Consider the following 19,746-nt stretch of genomic DNA (forward strand, 5'->3'; position numbering starts at 1 on the left):
GGTGGGGGAACCGAGGCCCTCCACTTGTAGGTAACACCTACCGCGCGCTCCGCGCGCGAAGACCGCGCTGCGCGCGCCAAAGCCTGGTGGGGTTGTGGGTGGGTTAGTGGAGGAGGGCGGAGGTTTCGTTGGCGTCCTTTACCCTGCCCTGGGCCTCGAATAGCGTAAGAGCCTGCTGCCATGCCGAACGGGCCTGGTCCTTGTCCCCCAACGCTTCATGCACATCGCCGAGATGCCGCAAGACGCTGGCCTGCTCGTAAGAGTTGTCCAGCTCCCGGTACACCTCCAGCGCATGGTGGTAGTGATCCAAGGCGTCTGCGTTTCGGCCGTGGTGGTGGGCTATGTAGCCGAGGCTGTCGGAGGTGGCTGCTTCGCCGTCTCGGTGGCCGAGCTCCTTGTTCAATGCCAGGGCTTCCGCGCAGTGGCGTTCGGCTCGCTCATAGTCGCCCAACCTCGCCGCTCGGTAGCCGACGTCGTTCAGGGCCTCGGCTATGCGGATCGGGATGTCCAACGCCCGAAAGAGATCCAGTTGAGCCGTGGCGTGTTCCAGTGCGCCTTGCAGGTCTCCCTGGTGTTCCAACGCCCAGGCCATAGCCCGATGGGCGGCGGCCTTGTCGTAGTCGTCGGTGACCAGGTCCAGAGCCCTGCCGAGGTGGTGGTTGCCCTCCTCGTGGACGCCTACGTCGACCAGGGCCATGCCGACGAACTTGTGGGCGGCTACCTGCTTTTCCTTGTCTTCCAAGGCTTCTGCCGCGTGCAAAGCCGCCCGCCACACCGCCAGGTCCTCAGCCGCATGACCCCTGCGGAGGTGGTAGTTGGTCAGGCTCCATGCCATGTGCCAGACGACCTCGTGCCACTCCCGCGCGATGGCCTGACGGTGCGCTGCCAGCAGGGATTCGTACTCGCGGTCGAACCAGTCCATCGCGGCGGTCACGTCCGCAAGGGCCACGGGCTCGCCCGGGGGTGCGGGGATCGGCGGGCGGTGGGGTTCGATCAGGCGGTCGCCGGCATAAGCAGTGGCGGCGAAGTAGCCTACGAACCTGCCCAGCGCTTCGTCGTCTTGTGGGGACACCTCGGACGCGTAGAGGCGCACCAAGTCGTGCATGCGGTAGCGGCCCACTCCGTGTTGCTGCACCAGGTGCGCGAATTCCAGTTCTCGCAACAACGTCCTGGTCCGAGGCGGGGTGAGGCCGGCCAGGGCTGCGATCGACCTCAGGCTCAGGTCGGCCGCGGTGGTCAGGCCCAGCAGGCCGAACAATGCCCTGCTTTCCGGGGACAAGACCCGTAACGAGCACGCGAAGACCGTGCGGAGGCTGGAGGTCAGGTCGTCCAAAGCATCCAGGCGCTGTTCGGACAACTCCTCGGCCAGCGCGGCGAGCGGCAGGTCGGGTTGGGTCAGGGCGCGGGCGGCGATGATGCTCAGGGCAAGGGGCAGGCCGGCGCACAGGTCCAGGAGGGCGGTGACGACCTCGGGTTCGGCGGCCACGCGGGCCTGGCCCAGGCGGGTGGTCAGGAACTTGCGGGCGTCGTCCTTGTCCAGGACGTCCAAGGCCACCGACTTCGCGCCGTGTGCGCTGACCAGGCCGACCAACTGCTGCCTGCTGGTGACCAGGACCGTGCAGCTTGGGCCACCGGGCAAAAGCGGAGTGACCTGGGGTGTGTCGCGGGCGTTGTCGAGCACTACCAGCATCCGCTTGTCGGCGACGAGACTGCGGTAGAGGGCGGCCTGGGCGTCCAGGTCCGCGGGCGGGTCGGTCACGCCTAGGGCGTCCAGGAATGCGCGCAGGGCGTTGCCGGGTGGGACGGGGTCGCTGGTCGGGTCGAAACCGCGCAGGTTGACGTACAGCTGTCCATCGGGGAAGTCGTCGGCGTGCAGGTGTGCCCAGTGCAGGGCCAGGGCGGTCTTGCCGATGCCGCCCGCGCCGCCGATGGCCGTGATGACGACCGTGCCACCGGGTTCGGTGAGGTCGTTCAACTCCCGGGTGCGGCCGGTGAAGAAGCGTTGGGGTGCGGGGAGTTGGCGTGGCACGGTCGGGTCCGGGCCCAGGAGCTTCAGGTGCAGGTCGCGCAGCGGGGTGCCGGGGTCGGTGCCGAGTTGGTCGGCCAGTTCGCGGCGCAGGGCGTCGTAGTGGCGCAGGGCTTCGGACGTGCGGCCGGCGCGGTGCAGGGCGGTCATGAGCTGGCCCGCCAGGCGTTCGTCCAGCGGGTGTTCGCGGGCCTGGGACTGGAGTTCGGGCAGCAGGGCGCTGTGGTTGCCCAGGGCCAGGGCGGCGTCGTTGCGGTCGAGTTCGACGGTGCGGCGCTCAGCGTGCAGGGCCTGGCGGGTCGCGTCGAACCACGGCGAGTCCAGGCCCGCCAGCGCGTCGCCGCGCCACAGGTCCAGCGCCCGGTCGTAGAGCGGGGCGGCGTCCTCGGGTGGGCTCGTGCGGGCCTGTCGGACCAGGTCGCGGAACAGGTGCAGGTCGGTCGTGGCGTCCAGCCGGTAGCCGGCGGGGTCGCGCTCGATCGGCAGGAACCCGCGCAGCTTGGACACGTACCCGTACAGCGTCTCGCGGGCGCGCAGCGGCGGCCGTTCGCCCCACACCCGGTCCACCACCCGGTCGACGGCCACGGGCCGCCCGTCCTCCAGCAACAACGCCGCCAGCACCGCCCGCTGCCGGGTGTGGCCGAGGTCGACCAGTCGCTCGCCCTCCCGCGCCTCGACCGGTCCGAGCAGTCCGAACTCCACCCTCGACGCCCCCTCGACCTGCCGGTTCAAGGTTCATCCTAGGTTCGTCCCGGATCATGGCGGCAGGCTGGTTCCCACGACGCCACGCGACGCGTGAACCGTGGAACGTCGACGGCGGGGTCTCCCCACGACTCCGCCATCGCAGGAGGGGACCGAGGATCCCGGCCGTGCGCCCCCCGCCGGCCGGGACCTTCGGCTGGGACCCGTTCCCCCTCGACGACCGCATGGGGGTGTGGTCGCGAGGGGGAGCGGTTCCGGCTAGCCCTTGGGCACCAGGGAGCGGGTGGACCTGGTGCCGATCCCGGTCGGACCGCGCAGCACCCGGGGTTCGGGCGCGCGGGGGCCGAAATGCCGGTCCAGGGAGTCCTGGTCGTACCGGCGCACGTGCTGGTGCCAGTTGAGGATGCCGGACATCCAGTCCTGGAGTTCCCGCGTGTACGCCTTGAGCGCACCCCGGGCGTCGGCGTCCAGGTCGAACTCGGTGAACAGCGCGGGCAGCTCGTGCTCCACGGAGTGCTGGAACTGGCGCAGGCGCTGGTTGGCCACGTCCGCGGCGATCGCGAAGGCGCGTTCGGTGTCGACGTCGAGGAAGCTGCGCACGACGAGCACCAGGTTGTGCAGCTCGCCCTCGTACTGGATCTCCTTGCGGTAGGAGTAGAGGTCGTTCATGATCGTCGCGTAGTCGACCGCGGAGTTCTCGATGTTGCGGATCGCGCGCGTCCGGTAGATCTCCGGCGGGAGCAGGCGGCCGTGGCCGAAGCGGGCCAGGCTCATGGTCAGGTCCGAGCCGAAGGTGGCGCGGCGCATCTCGATGTAGTCCACCGGGTCGGGCACGCGGTTCTCGCGGTGGTTCTTCAGCTCCCACACCCAGCTGTGCAGCATCGCGGCCAGCGCGTCCTTGAGCTGCTCGCGGTTGTCGCGGGGCATCGCGTCGGTCGTGCGGGCCCACAGGTCGGCCAGGCCGCGTTCCAGCGCGGAGACCGGGGTGACCGAGGCCGTGCCGTCCACGGCCATGAGCTGCACCATGCGGTCGGTGGCGATCTTCGCGGCGCCCAGGTCGGTGCGGCCGAACACGCGCGGGTAGTAGTCGTCGCCGTAGGTGCCCCAGGTCAGCCAGAGCGCGGAGACCTCCAGCTCCTCGGCGGTGGCGTCCGGGTCGATGGCCGCGGAGCACAGGGCGAGCTCGTAGTCCCGCGTCTCCTCCTCGGTCCACACGCCTTCGTCGAAGATCCCGTGCTCCCGCGCCCACGCGATGGACTTCTCCTGCGCGTCGGCGCGGTGCGGGCTCACCGCCACGGGGAACGGCATGTCCAGCAAGGACGCGGGATCCGGCAGGTCGGGCACCTGCGCGAACGGCACGTGCGTGAACGCCCGCAACCGCTGCGGCGCGGTGCGCACCAACGACCGCAGGGCCTGCGTGCCCAGACCGGTCGGTCCGTCGAGGACGTTGCCGTCCAGGGCGCCCTCGTTCATGTACCGGCTGGACCGCAGGTGCCACTCGTGGCCGCCGGACTGCCAGTCCTGGAGGCCCTTCACGTAGGCCAGCACGGCGAGGCGTCCCGCCGGGTCGATCGCGTGCTCGTCCAGCAGCGGCGGCACCTCGGTCAGCGCGGTGTGCTCGAACTGGTGCAGGCGCGAGGTGAGCAGGTCGTTGACCTTCTCCGCGGCCTCCTGCGTCGGCAGGTCGAGGAACTTCTCCAGCACCAGCACGCCGTTGCTCAACTCGCCCTCGTCGAGCACCTCGCGCTCGTAGGAGAACAGGTCGTTGCGCAGGTGGACGGCGTCGGCGAAGGTGTCGCGGAGCACGGCCAACGGCCGGGACAGCGCGATGCGGGCGGGCACCTCCATGCCGGTGACGTGCTCGACCAGGTTCGCGCTCCACGGCGCGCCACCGACCTTGCGGCGCATCTCGATGTACTCCAGCGGGTTGGCCAGGCGGCCCTCGCTGATGTTGAGCAGCTCCCACATGGACTCGTCCAGCAGGTGTTTGGTGTTGTCGGCGAACCGGCGGCGCCAGTCCATCGAGTGCGCGGGGACGGTCCGCTCCCAGAGGTCCTTGAGGCCCTTCTCGACCGGGTTGGTGGGCTCCTCGGTGATCACGCCGTCGACCGGCATGAACAGCGGCAGGCGGTCGAGGTAGGCCTTCGCGCCCTGGATGTCGTCGGGGTTGCGCTTGTAGAGCTCGACGAAGTGGTCGTCGAAGTAGAAGACCCAGACGTACCAGTCGGTGACCAGGTCGAGGTCGTCGGCGGAGGCGTCGGGGTGGGTGTAGGCGCACAGCAGGGCGTAGTCGTGCGAGGCGAGGTCGTCGTCGGTCCAGATGACCGTGCCGTGCTGGGGCACGTCGATGAAGTCCATCCGGTGCGCCCAGGCCGCGCTGTGCGTGCGGGCGCGTTCGAGGTTGGGGTTCAGCCGTGCCGGGTAGGGCATGTAGAACTCCGGCAACTGGAACGGCTGCATCGACTCCGCACCTCTCTGTCGCTGGCTACCTGGTGCACGCAACCAGCCACGCGCGGGGCGGGCCAAGCCCTGTCACGTGGGATACACACGTTCGTGCGCAGATTCCGCCCTACCGGCTCAACCCGATCGAGCGGCGGGTGAGCCGCAATCGTGCGGTCTCAGAGGTCCCAGGCCTTGCTCAGCAACCCCACCAACTCCCCCTGCCGCCGCTCCAGCACGTCCGGCGTCCACTCGGCGTGCGCGAGGACCTGGCTGGTGAGGGCGAAGCTCACCGCGCTCTTGCCCGACATGAAGTACTTGGTCTTCTTGGTCGGGAAGTCGAAGTTCGAGGCGCTGGAGTTCTTGTTGCGGCTGAGGAGGACGAGGTTGGCGAGCCGGTGCGTCCAGAAGACCCGCTGCTCAGGCGTGAACAGCGTCGTCCAACTGCTCCCCTCTTTCGGGTTCTGGGGCAGCACGTGCTCGACCGTGACGATCTTGGCGTCGTGCGCGACCGCGGGGTCCGACACCAGTTCGTCCAGCCGCAGCAGGACGAACTTGCGGACCGGTGTCTGGAGGTAGACGTCGCCGTCCAGCCGGCGGACCATCTCCAGCCGCTCGTCGGCGTCGAGGTCGAGCGCCGGCGCGTCGAGGCCGTCACCGGATTCCAGTTGGTGCAGGAGCTTGGCGATCCGCTGACCGCGGCTGTGCGTGGTGAACCTGCTGACCAGCATCCACGCGCCGAGGCGTTCGAGCCGGCGCAGGAACTCCACCAGCCATGACCGGTCGACGCGGTGGGTGATCGCCCACAGCGCGGGCGCCTGCCAGTCGAAGTTGTCCAGCCGGTGCAGGCGCTCCAGCCACTGGTTGATCTCGCCGGCGTCGCCGAGGAGGTGGTAGTCGCGGGCGAGGATGCTCCGGTAGGCGGCGCCGTAGGGCACCAGCACCTCGTCCACGAACTCGGCCGCTGTGCCGGTGTCCAGGTAGTTCTTGAGGACCTCCTGGCCGAACTCGGTGAGCAGGTCCTTCCGGGGCCGGTACTTCAGGAACACGGTCCGGATGTGGGCGAAGAGGTCGGCGAACCCGTCCACGCCGAGGTCGGCTTCCAGGTCCTCCCACTTGGCGGCGTAGGCCTTGCGGTCGGCCTCCGGCAGCGCGCCGACCACCTTGGACTTGAAGATGTCGGCGGGCGACAGCTCCAGGCCGCGCGAGTTCATCACGGAGAAGATCCGGTACGCGCTGGGCAGGTCGGAGGTGCGGACCACGACGAGGTAGGTCCGGTTCACCACGGTGGCGGCGAGGGCGAGGCGTCGTTCCTCGGACCAGTTCGCGAGCTCCTCGCGCAACGCGATGGCGTTCTCCGCGATGCGCTGCTGGGCGTCGTTCTCCCACTGCTGCACCCCGATCCGCAGGTCGAGGATGCTGCCGCGCTTCTGCACGTGGTCGCGGAAGAAGTGCTCGTCCCGCTTGCGCAGCCGCAGCCGGGGCCGTGCCACCAGGCCCTGGATCTTGTTGCCCGGCTCGCGGACGTGGAGGTCGAGCAGGTTCGCCGCCTCCACGTCCGTGGACAGGTCGCGCAGCACCGCGAGCAGGATGGTCAACGTGGTCAGCCGCTGTTGACCGTCGATGACCTGCATCTCCGCCCAGCCGTCCTCCTTGACCAGGACGATGGAACCGAGGAAGTACGGGTCGTCGGGGTCGCGGTCGACCGCCTCGCGGAGGTCCTCCAGCAGTTGGGTGGCCTGCTCCGCCGGCCACCGGTACGGGCGTTGGTAGTCCGGGATGACGAACTCGTAGTCGCTGGAGAACACCTTGGCCAGCGCGACCTCGTGCGCTTCGAGCTTCTTCACCCGCATCTCCGATCTGCCGCGCGGACAGCCGGGATGTCGAGATCCACCGCACACTCCGTTACCGCCCGCGCGTTCGGTGCACTGGATCACACCCGTATGGACTAGCAGCCGACTTAGGTTAGCCTCACCTCATGGCTACCGACGGGACGCTCAGCGGACGCGAGCTGGTGCTCGCGCACCACGACCGCACGGTGGTGCACGGGGTTTCGTTGGAGCTTCGGCCCGGGACCGTCACCGCTCTCGTCGGTCCCAACGGGTCAGGTAAGTCGACCGTCCTGCGTTCCCTTGCCCGGCTCCACAAGCCCCAAGACGGCACCGTCCGGCTAGGCGACCACGCCGTGACCGCCCTGTCCGGCAAGGAGTTCGCGCGCAACGTCACCCTGCTCACCCAGCACCGCCCGACACCCTCCGGCGTCTCCGTGCGCGATGTCGTCGCCTACGGCCGTCACCCCTACCGCGCGGGCTGGCGCGGGGTGGACAAGGACGGGAGTGCGGCGATCGAGCGGGCCATGTCGCTGACCGGGGTCACGGACATGGCCGAGCGTGGGGTGGACGAGTTGTCCGGTGGTGAGTTGCAGCGGGTGTGGCTTGCGTCCTGTCTGGCGCAGGAGACGTCCGTGCTGCTGCTGGACGAGCCCACCAACCACCTCGACCTGCGCTACCAGGTCGAAGTCCTGGACGTGGTGCGTGACCTCGCCAACGACCACGGTGTTGCGGTCGGCGTGGTGCTGCACGACCTCGACCACGCGGCGACCGTTGCCGACCGGGTGGTGCTGCTGTGTGACGGTCGGGTGGTGGCGGATGGGGCGGTCGGGGACGTTCTGACTGCCGAGCACCTCACGCACGCCTACGGCATCACCGTCCACGTGGCGCACGACCCGGTCACGGGCACCGTGCACTGCCGTCCCGTCGGCCGCCACTCCCCCCGTCTCGTCTGAAATCCGTCCCAAAGGAACCACACATGCGTCTCCCTGCCCTGGTCGCGGCTGCCGCGATCGTCCTGACCGCTTGCGGCACAACGGAAAACACCTCGACCACGACGTCGAACGCCGCCGGTGGACCCGTCACCGTCACCGACGCGCGCGGCAAGAGCGTCGAGTTGAAGGCTCCGGCGCAGAAGGTCGTCGCGCTGGAGTGGGGTGAGGCCGAGATCGTCGCCTCGCTGGGGGTCATGCCGGTCGGCGTGGCCGACACCGCGGGCTACAAGACGTGGAACACCGCCGCTCCGCTGGACGCCTCCGTCAAGGACATCGGCAAGCGGTCCGAGCCGAGCGTGGACGCGATCGTCGCGCTGAACCCGGATGTCGTGGTGATCGCCGAGGAGCGCGACTCGACGCTGGTGCCGCAGCTGGAGAAGTACGTGCCGGTCGTGGTGACCAAGTCCAGCGACGCCTCCCGCAACCTCGACCGGCTGCGCGAGGACGTGCGGATGATCGCCAAGGCGGTCGGCAAGTCCGCCGAGGGCGACAAGCTGCTGTCCGACATGGACGCGAAGCTCGCCGAGGGCAAGAAGGCGTTGCAGTCGAAGGGAGCCGAGGGCACGCCGTTCCTCATGGCCGACGGCTGGCTGGAGGGCAGCACGGTGAGCATCCGCCCGTTCGGCAAGGGGTCCCTGGTCTCCGACGTCGCCGAGCAGGTCGGCCTGAAGAACGCGTGGACCGGCCAGGTGGACCCGCAGTGGGGCCTGGGGCAGACCGACGTCGAGGGACTGTCCGCCCTGACCGACCCCAAGACCGTCCTGTTCTACAGCGCCTCCGAGGACGACGTGTTCACCACCGGCCTGGCGCAGAACCCGGTGTGGCAGCGGCTGCCGTTCGTGACCTCCAAGAAGGTCACCAAGTTCGCCGGCGGCACCTGGACGTTCGGCGGCCCGAAGTCCGTGGCCTCGATCGCCGGCCAGGTCGTCCGCGCCGTCACCGCCTGACGTGCTGCGCACCGCCGTCGTGACGGCGGGGATCGTGGTGGCCATCGCCGCGCTCTCCGCCGTCCACCTCACCCAGGGCACGTCCGACACCGGCGTGCTCGACATCCTGAAAGCCCTTGTGGGCCAAGGGGACGCGCAGACCCTTGCCGTGCTGGAGGGTTCCCGCGTCCCGCGCCTGCTGACCGCGCTGCTGCTCGGGGTCGCGATCGGCGTGGCCGGGGCGGGCATGCAGTCCGTGGCGCGCAACCCGTTGGCGTCACCGGACACGCTGGCCGTCAACGCGGGCGCGCACCTGGCCGTCGTCGTGGTGGCGGCTTTCGGGCTGACCCTGCCGACGCTTCCCGCAGGCGTGCTCGCGTTCGCGGGAGGGCTGGCGGCGGCGACCGTGGTGCTGGGGCTGTCCGGCGGCGGTTCGACCAGTCCGCGGCTGGTGCTGGTGGGCTCGGCGGTCGCGTTGGCGTTGCAGTCGCTGACGATCCTGTTCCTGCTGCTGTTCGAGCAGGAGACGACCGGGCTGTTCGCGTGGGGCAGCGGGTCCCTCACCGTCAGCGACCTGAACGCCACCGCCCGGATGACGCCCGTCGTCGTGGTCGCGGTTGCGGTGCTGGTCGCGATGGGGCGGTCGCTGGACATCCTCTCCTTGGGCGACGACAACGCTTCCCTGCTGGGCCTGAAGGTGCGGCGGACGCGGGTCGCCGCGGTGCTGCTGACCGTCGCCCTCACCGCCGCCGCCGTCACGGTCGCCGGACCGGTCGGGTTCGTCGGACTGGCCGCGCCGGTGGTGACCCGGCTGCTCGTGCCGCGGGTCGGGGCGCACCGGGTGCTGCTGCCACTGTCGGGGCTGGTCGGCGTGCTGGTGGTGCTGGGCGCGGACGTGCTGCTGCGCGCTGTCTTCGGTGCTGCTAAAGCACTTCCCGTGCCGACCGGAGTGCCCACGACGATCATCGGCGCGGCGCTGCTGGTGTGGCTGGCCCGCCGTGCGCGGTCGTCCGGAGGCGGCGCACGGCAGGCGCCGGCCGGGCGGGTCGGGGTGGCCGGGTCGCGGGGCCGGGTGGTCGCGGTCGGGGTGGTGCTGGCGGTGCTGCTGGTCGCCGCGCCCGTGGTCGGCCTGCTGCTCGGCGACCGGGTGGTCCTGCTGGGCGACCTGGTGAACTGGCTGTCCGGCCGCACCGGCACCGCGTTGACCTTCGTGCTCGACCAACGCCTCCCCCGCGTCCTGGCCGCGTTGGCGGCGGGTGCGGCGCTGGCCGTGTCCGGGTGCGGCATCCAGTCGGTGAGCCGGAACCCGCTGGCCGAACCGGGCCTGCTCGGCATCACCGCCGGCGCTGGCCTGGGTGCGATCGCCATGATCACGCTCGTGCCGCTGGCCGGCGCGTGGCACCTCGCCGGCGCGGCCGGTGCCGGCGCGGTCCTGGCGTTCGCGCTGGTCTACGGGCTGGCGTGGCGGTCGGGCCTGGACTCGGACCGGCTGGTCGTCATCGGCATCGCGCTGTGGTCGGCGGGCATGGCGCTGATCACGCTGCTCATCGTCGTGTCGGACCCGTGGAACACCGCGAAGGCGCTGACCTGGCTGTCAGGCTCGACCTACGGGCGCACGCTGGACCAGGTGCTGCCGGTCGCGCTGGCGCTCGTCGTGGTCGGCCCGCTGCTGTGGTGGCGGCACCGCGAACTGGACCTGCACAGCCTCGACGAGGACACCCCGCGCGTGCTGGGCGTCCGGGTGGAACGCTCCCGGCTCGCGGTGCTGGCGGGCTCGGGCGTCCTGGCAGCGACCGCGGTGGCGGCGATCGGCGTGGTGGCGTTCGTGGGCCTGGTGGCGCCGCACCTGGCGCGATCGCTGGTGGGCGGCCGGAACGCGCGCGTGCTGCCGGTCGCGGCGGCGGTCGGCGCGGTGCTGGTCAGCGCGGCCGACACCCTGGGCCGCACGGTGATCGCACCGGCCCAGGTCCCCGCCGGCCTGGTCATCGCGCTGGTCGGGACGCCGTACTTCGTCACCGTGCTGTGGCGCACCCGCGAGACCCGGACCGGTTAGCCCAACTGGAAGACCTGGTGCGCGCCGCCGTCGCACGGGTCCTGGATCAGCTGCACGCCCGCGTCGCGGCTGCCGCCGTACACGCCGATGCAGTAGCGCGCGCCCGGCGCGGACCGCAGCCGGTAGCCCGCGTTGACCGGTTCCAGGGTGAACTTCTGGTCCGCGCGGTCGCCGCAGATCTTGCCCGCGAGGAGGACGCCCGGGTCGGTGCCGCCGTAGTCGACGGTCGCGCAGCCGACGCCGTTCTCCTCGTTGTGCAGCTTGATGCGGAAGTGGCCGTCCGACAGCCGTTCCAGCTCCGTGGGCGGGGTGGCGGTGGCGCAGTCGTGTTGGCCCAGGACGATCCGGGGTCCCGCGCTGAACCGCTCCTGGCCCTCGCCGACGCACAGACCCGTGTGGCCCAGGCGGATGCGCTGGATGCCGTTGCGGGGGCTGCTGTTCGGGGGCGGCTCGGGGCGGGTCTCCGTGGTGGGTATCGGGGTCGTGGGGTTCGGTGGCGGGTTCTGCGGCGCCGGGGCCTGGGTGGTTCCCGCGGTGGTGGTCGTGGTGGCGGTGGTCTCGGCCGTTGTCGTGGTGGTGCTCGTGGTGGTCGAGGTGGGGCCGGTGGCGGTCTGACCTTGCGGCGGGCGGTTCAACACGACCACCAGCGCCACGGCCAACACCACCGCCGCGATCCCGAGAACGACCGCGAGCGCACGACTCCGACGGCCCGGGGCGACCGGAGCTGCTTCCGCGATCTCGACGGGCTCGACGGGCTTCACGGGTTCGGGTTCGACCGCATCGGGCTCGGGTTCAGCGGCTTCGGGTTCAGTGGCTTCGGGCTCGGGTTCAGCCGCTGCGGGTTCGACTTCCGTCGCGGGTTCACCTTCGACTTCCGTCGCCGCCAGGTCGGCTCGGGCTCGCGCCCAGGCTGCCGCCGTCTCCTCGTCGCCCCCGCACGCCCGGACGAACGCCACGACGATCTGCTCCCGCGGCAACGTCGAGCGGGACAGGGCCGAGTTCAGGGTCGACGTCGGCAGGACCTCGCCCAGGCTCGCGGCACGGCGTTCCAGGACCCGGAAGCTGTAGCCCGACCGCACCCGCAGCGCCCGCATCGCCGCGACGAACTCCGCCGCGTCCTTGGCCTCCGGCGGCCTCAAGTGGTGTGCCTCCACCGATCCCTCCCCCAAGGTGCGCCGCAGATCATGGCACAGGCCACAGCGCCGCCCCGGCTACCCCCTCGGCCCCTCCACCTCGCGCCGCACGAACAGCCAGGTCCCGGAGTCCCGGTACCCCAAGGCGTGGTTCACCCGCTGCATGTGGTGGTTGTCCGAGCCGGTCATGGTGGCCACCGCCTCGACCTCGGGCCGCTCGGCCAGCACCCACCGCAGCAGGTCGGCCTTCACCGCCACCCCCAGCCCCCGGCCCCGGTGCGCCGCCACCACGGCGGTGTCGCGCTGCATCAGCCACGTCGGCGCGGACGGCCGCCTCTCGACCTCCGTCAGGCCCACGACCTCGCCGGAGTCCTCGTGCACCGCGACGACCACGAACTGCTCGACGCCCTGCTCCCGCTGGTCGGCCTCCTCCTCCCGGACCCGCTCGACGGTCCAGTCCGGGTGCTCGAACTCCGCCTCCCCCAACGGCGAGTCGGCGATCGCGTTGCGGGCGCGGGCGTAGGACTCGACCAGGTCGGCGGGCGCGATACCGGCCCACCGCCGGAGCCGGTAGCCGGGCGGGACGGGCGCGTCCGTCCGCGCGTGCGCCACGTCCAGGTCCTGGAGCACCGACCGCCGCAGCACGCGGAAACCCCGCGCCAAGGCCCAGGTCTCGCCCGGACCGCCCGCGTCGACCTGCCACGCCTCCAGCGACGTCCGCCCGCGCGCCACCGCCTCCGCCTCGACCGCGCGCAGCAACGCCGTGCCCGCGCCGCGCATGCGGTGGTCCGGGTGCACGGTGATCGCGATCAGCGCGGTCGAGGTGTTCTCCTGGTCGGGGAAGTGCGCCACCGCCACCCCGACGACCTCGCCACCGGACCGCGCCACCCAGTGCACCGCCGGGCCGATGCCCGTGAACGGGTTGCGCAGCCGCCACACCGCCGCGTCCACGCTCGGCCGCGGTCCCGGTGTCCGGGCGTGTTCCCTCGCTGCCACCTGCACCCGTGCGACCGGGACCGGGTCCTCGCGATTCGGGTCGAACCGTGCCACATCCACGTCGGAAGCCCCCCTTCGACAGCGACCATTCTGCCGGGGAGGCCAACGGGTTATCCGAAACGCCCGTGCACGTAGTCCGCTGTGCGCTGGTCGGACGGCGCCTCGAAGATCGTCTTGGTCGGCCCGGCCTCCACGATCACGCCCGGCGTCCCCTGCTCGGCCAGGAAGAACGCGCACTGGTGGGACACCCGCGCGGCCTGCTGCATGTTGTGCGTGACGATCACGATGGTGACCTCGTGCGCCAACTCGGCGATGGTCTGCTCGATGCGCCGCGTGGACGTGGGGTCGAGCGCGGAGCACGGCTCGTCCATCAGCAGCACCCGGGGCCGCACGGCCAGCGACCGCGCGATGCACAACCGCTGCTGCTGGCCGCCCGACAGCGCGCCGCCGGGCTGGCGCAGCCGGTCGCGGACCTCGTTCCACAGGCCCGCCTTGCCCAGGCACTCCTCGACCAGCGCGTCCTTCTCCGACCGCCGCGCCCGCGTGCCGGTGAGCTTCAGGCCGGCCAGCACGTTGTCGTAGATGGACATCGCGGGGAACGGGTTGGGCTTCTGGAACACCATCCCGATCTCGCGGCGGGCCTCGGTGAGCTTGCGTCCGGCGTCGTAGATGTCGCTGCCGAACAGCATCACCTCCCCCGCCAGCGATGCCGAGGGCACCAGCTCGTGCATCCGGTTGAGGATGCGCAGGAACGTGGACTTGCCGCAGCCCGACGGCCCGATCAGCGCGGTGACCGAACCGGCGGGCATCGCCAGCGACACCCGGTCCAGCACCTTGCGGTCGCCGAACCAGGCGGAGACCGACCGCGCGTCCAGCGCGGCGACGGCGTTCATCGTGAGCGTCATGGGCTTCCCTCAGATCAGGTTGGGCAGGAGGGCGGCGGCCTGGTCGGCGAGCGTGAGGCCCAGCGCGCCCAGCAGCGGCACGCCGACCACCCACGCGTGCCACCGCCCGACCCGCTGGTGCAGCACGACGACGGCGAACGCGGCCACCGCGAGCACCACCGCCCACAGCGCCACCGGCACCAGGGCGTCGGCGTCCCCGGCCAGGACGCGCTCGTTGTCCGGCACCGCGAACGCGGGCACCGCACCGGAGCCCGGCTGCACGGCCGTGGTCAGCCGGGCGTCGACCCACAGCGCGTCCGTGGGCAGGAAGTACGGGCCGTCCGCGGTGACCAGCGTCAACCGCCCCCGGCCCGCCTGCGGGACGAACTTGTCCGGGTCGCCCGCCCGGCGCACACCCTGCACGACGTACCGGTGCACGCCCTGGCCGGTGGTGACGGTGACCTGGTCGCCGGGCTTGAGCTGGTCCAGCTGCGCGAAAGGACCGCCGTAGCCGGCGCGCCGGCCGAGGACGACGCTGGAGCCCTCCTGGCCGGGCAGCGGCGTGTCGCGCAGGTGACCGGGGCCGGACTTGAGGGCACGCGCGGACGTGCCCTCCCCCACGACCTCCCGGACACCCAGGCGCGGGATCTCCAGGATCGCCACCGGGGTGCCCGTGTCCAGCAGCCGGCCCTCCTCGTCCAGCGCGGACACGGGCGCGGTGGCGTTGGCCAGCAGGGTCCGCAGTTCGTCGTGGGCTCGGGCCTGGTCGCGGTCGTGCGCGAGCGTGCCCAGGGCGGCGAACTGGGCGACGAAGCACAGCAGCAGCCCACCGAGGATCGCTGCCATCTGCCCGGCCAGCCGCAGTCCGGGCCGCTGCTCCCGCCGCTGTTCGGGCCGCTCTTCCTGCCTCTCGACGACCTGCGTCACGGGTCAGGCCTTCCTGCGCGCCGCGACGAAGGCGAGCCCGCCCGCGGCCACCAGCAGCACGCCCAGCAGCAGCGCGAACCCGACGTCCACACCCGTGTCCGCGAGGCCGCCCGCCTGGGTGGTGTCGGTGTTGGTGGGGTCCTGGGTCGGGTCGGTGGTCGGCTCGACGTACGGGGTGGTGGTCGTCGTGGTGCTGCCGCTGGTCGACGGGGTCGTCGTGGTGGTGGTCTGGACGGGGCCGACCACGGTCCAGTCGGTGGCGCTGGAGAACTTGAGGCCCACGCTGAAGGTCCGCAGGACCGTCACGCCGAACGCGTCCACGCAGTGCACCCGGACGGTGTAGTCGCCGGGCTGGATCGTGGTCTGGGCGTCGTCGGCGATGTCCTTGAAGGTCAGGCCCTGCACGACCGGGATCGGTGCGGTGGTGGAGAAGCCGACGTCGGTGGTGGCGGTGCCCAGGAGGCCGTTCGCGAAGCCGCCGGGGCCGACGATGTCGAGGTAGACGCCCGCGGAGTCGGCGGTGCAGCCGGTGGAGGTCGTGTAGGTGGGGGCTTCGACGTCCTTGCCGCTCTGGCGGTCCACGGTGAGCGTGTACTGGCCCGGGATCGACGTCGTGGTGGTGGTCGTGGGCTCGGTCGTGGTCGTCGTGGTGGTGGTTGTCGTCGGCTGAGTCGTGGTGGTCGTCGTTGTCGTCGTGGTTGTGGTCGTGGTCGTCGTCGGCTCGGTCGTGGTGGTCGTCGGGTCCGTGGTCGTGGTGGTCGGCTCGGTCGTCGTGGTGGTCGTGGGCTCGGTCGTCGTGGTCGTGGGCTCGGTGGTTGTGGTTGTGGGCTCGGTGGTCGTGGTCGTCGGGTCCGTCGTTGTGGTGGTGGGCTCGGTGGTTGTGGTGGTCGGGTCCGTCGTCGTGGTCGTGGGGTCCGTGGTGGTGGTCGTGGCGTTGGGGTCGGTTGCCTGGTAGTGCGTGGCGTCGGTGAACCACAGGTCGGTGGTGAAAGTGCCCTTGACCTCGGTGGTGAAGGTGTCCACGCAGTTCAGCACCACGGTGAACTTGCCGGGCGTGATGGTGGTGCTGTTGTCCAGCGCGATGTCCTTGAACGACCACTGCTGCACGGCCGTGAACGGGGACGTGCTGGAGAAGCCGACATCCGTCGACCCGGCGGCGAGCAGGCCGCCGGAGAACCCGCCCGGACCGTGGACGAACAGGTTGTAGCCGTCGGAGTCGGCCGAGCAGGCGGCGGACGTCTGGTAGTTCGGGGCCTGCACGTCACGGCCGGTGGCGGGATTGGCGGCCAGCGAACCCAGCGTCGCCACCGGGGGCTCCGCCTGGCCGGGCGCCGCCGCGAGGACCACCGCGGTGCCGACCGCGGCCAGCACCGCCGCCGAGGCCGCCACCAGTTGGCGCTTGCGCATGGGATCTTCCTCCGTGTTCAGGGGGGTCTTCAGTCGGTGGGCGAACGGCGGCGGCGCAGGGCGGACCCGGCCGCGATCACCGCGACACCGCTGACGACACCGATCGCGATGTACAGGAACGGTTGCCCGCCACCGGTTTCCGGCGCGGCGGCGGTGGGCACGGGCTCGGTCGACGTCGTCGGCGCGGGAGCCGCGTCGGACGGCTGCTGCCCCACGGGCGGGTCGGCGGGCACGATCAGGGGCGTGCTGGGCCGCTGCGGACCCTTGGCCGCGCCGACCGCCACGTACCGGGCGGGTTCGACGAAGTCCAGCGTGCCGGTGAACTCGCCGTGGCTCTCCTGCGTGAACGGGTCGATGCAGTGCAGCACGATGTCGTAGCGCCCGCTGAAGGTGACGTTGTTGTCGGCCGCGAAGTCCTTGAACGTCAACGCCATCGGCACCTCGAACGGCCCGTCGTGGGCCAGCCCGACGTCACCGTTCGGCACGATCACGAGCCCCTCGGCGGGCAGCCCGGCGCCGCGCATGGTCGCGTAGTACGCGGCGGACTGGGCGGGACAGCCGGCGGTGGTGCCCAGGCGCACGGGAGCGGCGTCCTTGGACTCGCCCGGCGTCACCACGAGCCCGCCCAGCGGCGCGGCCTGCGCGAGACCGCCCCCGGAGAGCAGCAACAGCAGTCCGAGGACCGCACTACGCAGCCACATGCTCGACCTCCCGCTCGGGCGCGACGGGGGTGCGCGGACGGCGCAACCGCCGGTACAGCACGAAACCCAGCACCAGCAGCAACACCACGAGCAGCAGCCACGGCACGGCGGCGGTGGTCACACTCGCGTCCACGGCTGATGGAGGCTCGGTGCCGGTCGGCGCGACGGGCTCGACGCGCACGCGACCGGTCAACCAGCCGGCCGGCAGCACACCCGGCACGACGGTCGTCACCCGAAACGTGTTGCCGGGCAACAACTCGGGCAGGTCACCCAGGCCCGAGGCGTCGATGGACGACCCCCACGGCGTCTCGACCCGGACGCCCTGCTTGCCCCCGAGGCGCACGTTGCCGGAGTTGCGCACGACGTAGCTGACGGTCGTGTCGCCCCGGCCGAAGAACGAGCCGTCGTAGGACGCGCTCATGTCCTCGATGCTCAGCTCCGGCTTGAGGTCGCCGGAAACCCGCAGGTAGACCCGGGCGCCGACGCGCTGCTCGACGGCCACGCGCTGGCCGTCCGCGCCGGTGGCCTCGGTGGTCAGGGAGGCGACGATGCCGCCGGTGTGGTCGCCGGGAGAGGCGTTGGTGGGGACGCTCAGCGTGAACGGCACGATCACCGTGCTGCGCGGGGCGAGCTGGACCTGGGAGGTGTCCAGGACCGACCAACGGCCGACGTCGACCGGGTCCTTGCCCGCCGCCAGCAGGTCAAAACCGCCGTCGGGGGTGTTGAAGGCGTCGGAGGCGTACACGCTCAGGGTGACCGGGTCGTGGGACACGTTCGACACGGCCACGTGGTCGCGCACCACCGCGCCGGGCGTGGCGCTGTAGCTGAAGTTGTTGCGGGTGTCCGGCGCTTCCGCGGTGGCGGGCCGGATGCCGAAGGTCGCCGCACCACCCGCCGCCCTCGCCAAGCCGAGCGCCGCCCGCGCCGGGCCGAGCGCACCCGCCGAGCCGAGCGCCGCGCCCGCCGAGCCGAGCGCCGCGCCCGCCGAGCCGAGCGCCGAGCCGCCGGCCGCTCCCGCGGGCAAGGGCTGCACCAAGCCGAGCGCCGCAACCGCGAGCAAGCCGGAGGCCGCCGCCCGAAGCCGGATCCGCTTCATAGCACTGTCCTTAGTGGAGAGTGGTCGGGAGCGGGCCGGAAGCCCGCCCCCGACCGGTGGATCAGATGGCGGTGAGCGTCAGGATCGCGGTGTAGGTGCCCGCGAGGGTCGACGTCGGCACCTTCAGCGCCAGGTCGGCGCCGAGGTTCGCGGTGCCGTTGCCGCCCAGCGCCGCCGCCGTGGCCAGCGTGCGCGAGGACGCCAGGCCGAGGCCCGCCGGCGCCGCGGCACCGGGGACGAGGGCGTTGGCGGGCTCGACGACCGGGCCGGCGGTGATGCTCTGCACCGGCGACTTGTCGACGACCTTCGGGCTCCAACCCAGGTTGGCGCCGTTGATCGCGTTGGTGCCGCTGGCGAAGTCGGTCACCTGGCCGGAGACGTTCCAGCCGGGGTTGCCGGCGCGGGTGTCGGTGACGGTGATCGGGTTGAGCGAACCGGACGTGGTCAGCAGCGAGCCGTCGGCGGCCATGACCGGCGAGGGCAGCACCACGTTCTGGTTGGCGACGCTGATCAGCAGCTCACCGGCGAGCACCTCGGTGGTGATGGTCTCCGAGGCGGTGACACCGGCGAACGGCGTGACCTCCAGGGCCACGGCCGCGGACTGCGACGGCTCGTACGCGCCGGCGTTGGCCGGGACGAAGCGGGCCGAGAAGCTGTGCGCGCCCACCGCGAGGGTGGAGGTGCTCAGCGTGGCGGTGCCGCCGGACAGCGGGACCGGGTTGCCCAGGTTGGCGGCGCCGTCGAGGAACTGCACCGCGCCGGCCGCGCCGGCCGGGGCCACGGTGGCGCTGAGGGTGACCGGGCTGTACTGCGCGGCCGAACCGCTCGGGCTGACCGCCAGGGCGGTCGTGGTGGTGATCGCCGCCGGGGCGTTGACCTGGTAGGACACCACCGGCGAGGTGGAGCCCTGGATGTGCGCGGCCGAACCGGTGAACACCGCGCTCAGCGAGCGGGTGCCCTGCGGCAGCGTGGTGGTGAAGGTGGCCGAACCGCCCGACACCGCGACCGGCGCGCCGAGGTTGCCCGAGCCGTCCTTGAACTGCACGGTGCCGGTGGCCGACGCCGGGGTGACCGTCGCGGTCAGGGCGACCGGGGTGCCCTCGGTGACCGGGGCGTTCGGCGACACGGCGAGCGCGGTGGACGTCGAGACGGCGTCCACGGCGGTCCACTGGGTCGAGCTGGTGAAGGTCACGGTCCGGGTGAAGGTGCCCTTGACCTCGCCCGAGAACAGGTCCACGCAGTTCACGGCGATGGTGTAGACGCCGGGCTGGATGGTGGTGCTGTTGTCGACGGCGATGTCCTTGAAGGACAGGCCCTGCACGACGGTGATCGGGCCGGAGGTGGAGAAGCCGACGTCGGTCGGCGTGGTGCCGATGAGGCCGTTCTCGAAGCCGCCCGGACCGTAGACGAACAGGTTGTAGCCGTCGGAGTCGGCGGCACAGCCGGCGGACGTGGTGTAGGACGGGGCCTCCACGTCGGTGCCACTGGTCTTGCTGATCGACAGGGTGCCCAGGTTGCCCGCGGGCGGAGCGGCGAGTGCCGCGCCCGCGGTGCCCAGGGTCGTCGCGGCAGCCGCCGCGAGCACTACGGCGCCACCGAGCAGGCGACGGATTGCGGTGTTAGCGCGCACGA

General features: G+C 71.6%; 14 protein-coding genes. 3 read left to right on the top strand and 11 right to left on the bottom strand.

Annotated elements, in window-relative coordinates; all coding sequences use genetic code 11:
• Window positions 1-103 precede the first annotated feature (103 nt).
• The 3 genes from WBN91_RS11245 to WBN91_RS11255 form a co-directional block, all read right to left on the bottom strand.
• Window positions 104-2,758, bottom strand: coding sequence for an AfsR/SARP family transcriptional regulator (locus WBN91_RS11245; RefSeq protein ID WP_337724056.1), 2,655 nt, complete (start codon window positions 2,756-2,758; stop codon window positions 104-106).
• A 228-nt stretch (window positions 2,759-2,986) separates the two neighbouring features.
• Complete coding sequence (locus tag WBN91_RS11250; protein WP_337724057.1) at window positions 2,987-5,188, bottom strand: terpene synthase family protein; 2,202 nt, start codon at window positions 5,186-5,188, stop codon at window positions 2,987-2,989.
• Between the two features lie 158 nt (window positions 5,189-5,346).
• Window positions 5,347-7,014, bottom strand: a complete 1,668-nt coding sequence (locus tag WBN91_RS11255; RefSeq protein WP_337724058.1) for a DUF262 domain-containing protein — start codon at window positions 7,012-7,014, stop codon at window positions 5,347-5,349.
• A gap of 131 nt (window positions 7,015-7,145) precedes the next feature.
• Here WBN91_RS11255 and WBN91_RS11260 point away from each other — a divergent pair, with 131 nt between their 5' ends.
• From WBN91_RS11260 to WBN91_RS11270, 3 genes are read left to right on the top strand one after another with little or no spacing between them, the layout of a single operon-like run.
• Window positions 7,146-7,952, top strand: coding sequence for an ABC transporter ATP-binding protein (locus tag WBN91_RS11260; RefSeq protein WP_337724059.1), 807 nt, complete (start codon window positions 7,146-7,148; stop codon window positions 7,950-7,952).
• A gap of 23 nt (window positions 7,953-7,975) precedes the next feature.
• The gene (locus tag WBN91_RS11265; RefSeq protein ID WP_337724060.1) at window positions 7,976-8,938 is read left to right on the top strand and encodes an iron-siderophore ABC transporter substrate-binding protein; all 963 of its coding nucleotides are present in this window, start codon (window positions 7,976-7,978) and stop codon (window positions 8,936-8,938) included.
• 1 nt (window position 8,939) lies between these two features.
• The gene (locus WBN91_RS11270; protein ID WP_337724061.1) at window positions 8,940-10,970 is read left to right on the top strand and encodes an iron ABC transporter permease; all 2,031 of its coding nucleotides are present in this window, start codon (window positions 8,940-8,942) and stop codon (window positions 10,968-10,970) included.
• On the opposite strand, the gene WBN91_RS11275 is transcribed toward WBN91_RS11270, so the two are convergent.
• The 8 genes from WBN91_RS11275 to WBN91_RS11310 form a co-directional block, all read right to left on the bottom strand.
• Window positions 10,967-12,124 carry an RICIN domain-containing protein gene (locus tag WBN91_RS11275; protein ID WP_337724062.1) on the bottom strand — a complete coding sequence of 386 codons (1,158 nt, stop codon included), beginning with the start codon at window positions 12,122-12,124 and terminating at the stop codon, window positions 10,967-10,969. The genes WBN91_RS11270 and WBN91_RS11275 overlap by 4 nt on opposite strands.
• A 57-nt stretch (window positions 12,125-12,181) precedes the next feature.
• Window positions 12,182-13,159, bottom strand: coding sequence for a GNAT family N-acetyltransferase (locus tag WBN91_RS11280; RefSeq protein ID WP_337724063.1), 978 nt, complete (start codon window positions 13,157-13,159; stop codon window positions 12,182-12,184).
• Window positions 13,160-13,209: 50 nt separating this feature from the next.
• A complete protein-coding gene (locus WBN91_RS11285) occupies window positions 13,210-14,004 on the bottom strand; it encodes a phosphate ABC transporter ATP-binding protein (protein ID WP_337724064.1) in 795 nt (264 codons plus the stop codon).
• Between the two features lie 9 nt (window positions 14,005-14,013).
• Window positions 14,014-14,910, bottom strand: a complete 897-nt coding sequence (locus tag WBN91_RS11290) for a sortase (RefSeq protein ID WP_337724065.1) — start codon at window positions 14,908-14,910, stop codon at window positions 14,014-14,016.
• A 3-nt stretch (window positions 14,911-14,913) separates the two neighbouring features.
• Window positions 14,914-16,317, bottom strand: a complete 1,404-nt coding sequence (locus WBN91_RS11295) for a hypothetical protein (protein WP_337724066.1) — start codon at window positions 16,315-16,317, stop codon at window positions 14,914-14,916.
• 29 nt (window positions 16,318-16,346) lie between these two features.
• Window positions 16,347-17,018: a hypothetical protein gene (locus tag WBN91_RS11300; protein WP_337724067.1), complete on the bottom strand. Its 672-nt coding sequence runs from the start codon at window positions 17,016-17,018 to the stop codon at window positions 16,347-16,349.
• Complete coding sequence (locus WBN91_RS11305; protein ID WP_337724068.1) at window positions 17,005-18,114, bottom strand: WxL protein peptidoglycan domain-containing protein; 1,110 nt, start codon at window positions 18,112-18,114, stop codon at window positions 17,005-17,007. Before WBN91_RS11305 ends, WBN91_RS11300 begins: the two co-directional genes overlap by 14 nt.
• A gap of 61 nt (window positions 18,115-18,175) precedes the next feature.
• Window positions 18,176-19,744: an Ig-like domain-containing protein gene (locus tag WBN91_RS11310; protein ID WP_337724069.1), complete on the bottom strand. Its 1,569-nt coding sequence runs from the start codon at window positions 19,742-19,744 to the stop codon at window positions 18,176-18,178.
• Window positions 19,745-19,746 lie beyond the last annotated feature (2 nt).

It is taken from the genome of Saccharothrix sp. CCNWYY140 (assembly GCF_037401995.1).
GTDB lineage: Bacteria > Actinomycetota > Actinomycetes > Mycobacteriales > Pseudonocardiaceae > Actinosynnema.

Excerpts from the sequence above, each read along its gene's own strand:
- WBN91_RS11250 (WP_337724057.1), bottom strand. The coding sequence starts at position 5,188 with ATGCAGCCGTTCCAGTTGCCGGAGTTCTACATGCCCTACCCGGCACGG.
- WBN91_RS11260 (WP_337724059.1), top strand. The coding sequence starts at position 7,146 with ATGGCTACCGACGGGACGCTCAGCGGACGCGAGCTGGTGCTCGCGCAC.
- WBN91_RS11265 (WP_337724060.1), top strand. The coding sequence starts at position 7,976 with ATGCGTCTCCCTGCCCTGGTCGCGGCTGCCGCGATCGTCCTGACCGCT.
- WBN91_RS11285 (WP_337724064.1), bottom strand. The coding sequence starts at position 14,004 with ATGACGCTCACGATGAACGCCGTCGCCGCGCTGGACGCGCGGTCGGTC.
- WBN91_RS11295 (WP_337724066.1), bottom strand. The coding sequence starts at position 16,317 with ATGCGCAAGCGCCAACTGGTGGCGGCCTCGGCGGCGGTGCTGGCCGCG.
- WBN91_RS11300 (WP_337724067.1), bottom strand. The coding sequence starts at position 17,018 with ATGTGGCTGCGTAGTGCGGTCCTCGGACTGCTGTTGCTGCTCTCCGGG.
- WBN91_RS11305 (WP_337724068.1), bottom strand. The coding sequence starts at position 18,114 with ATGAAGCGGATCCGGCTTCGGGCGGCGGCCTCCGGCTTGCTCGCGGTT.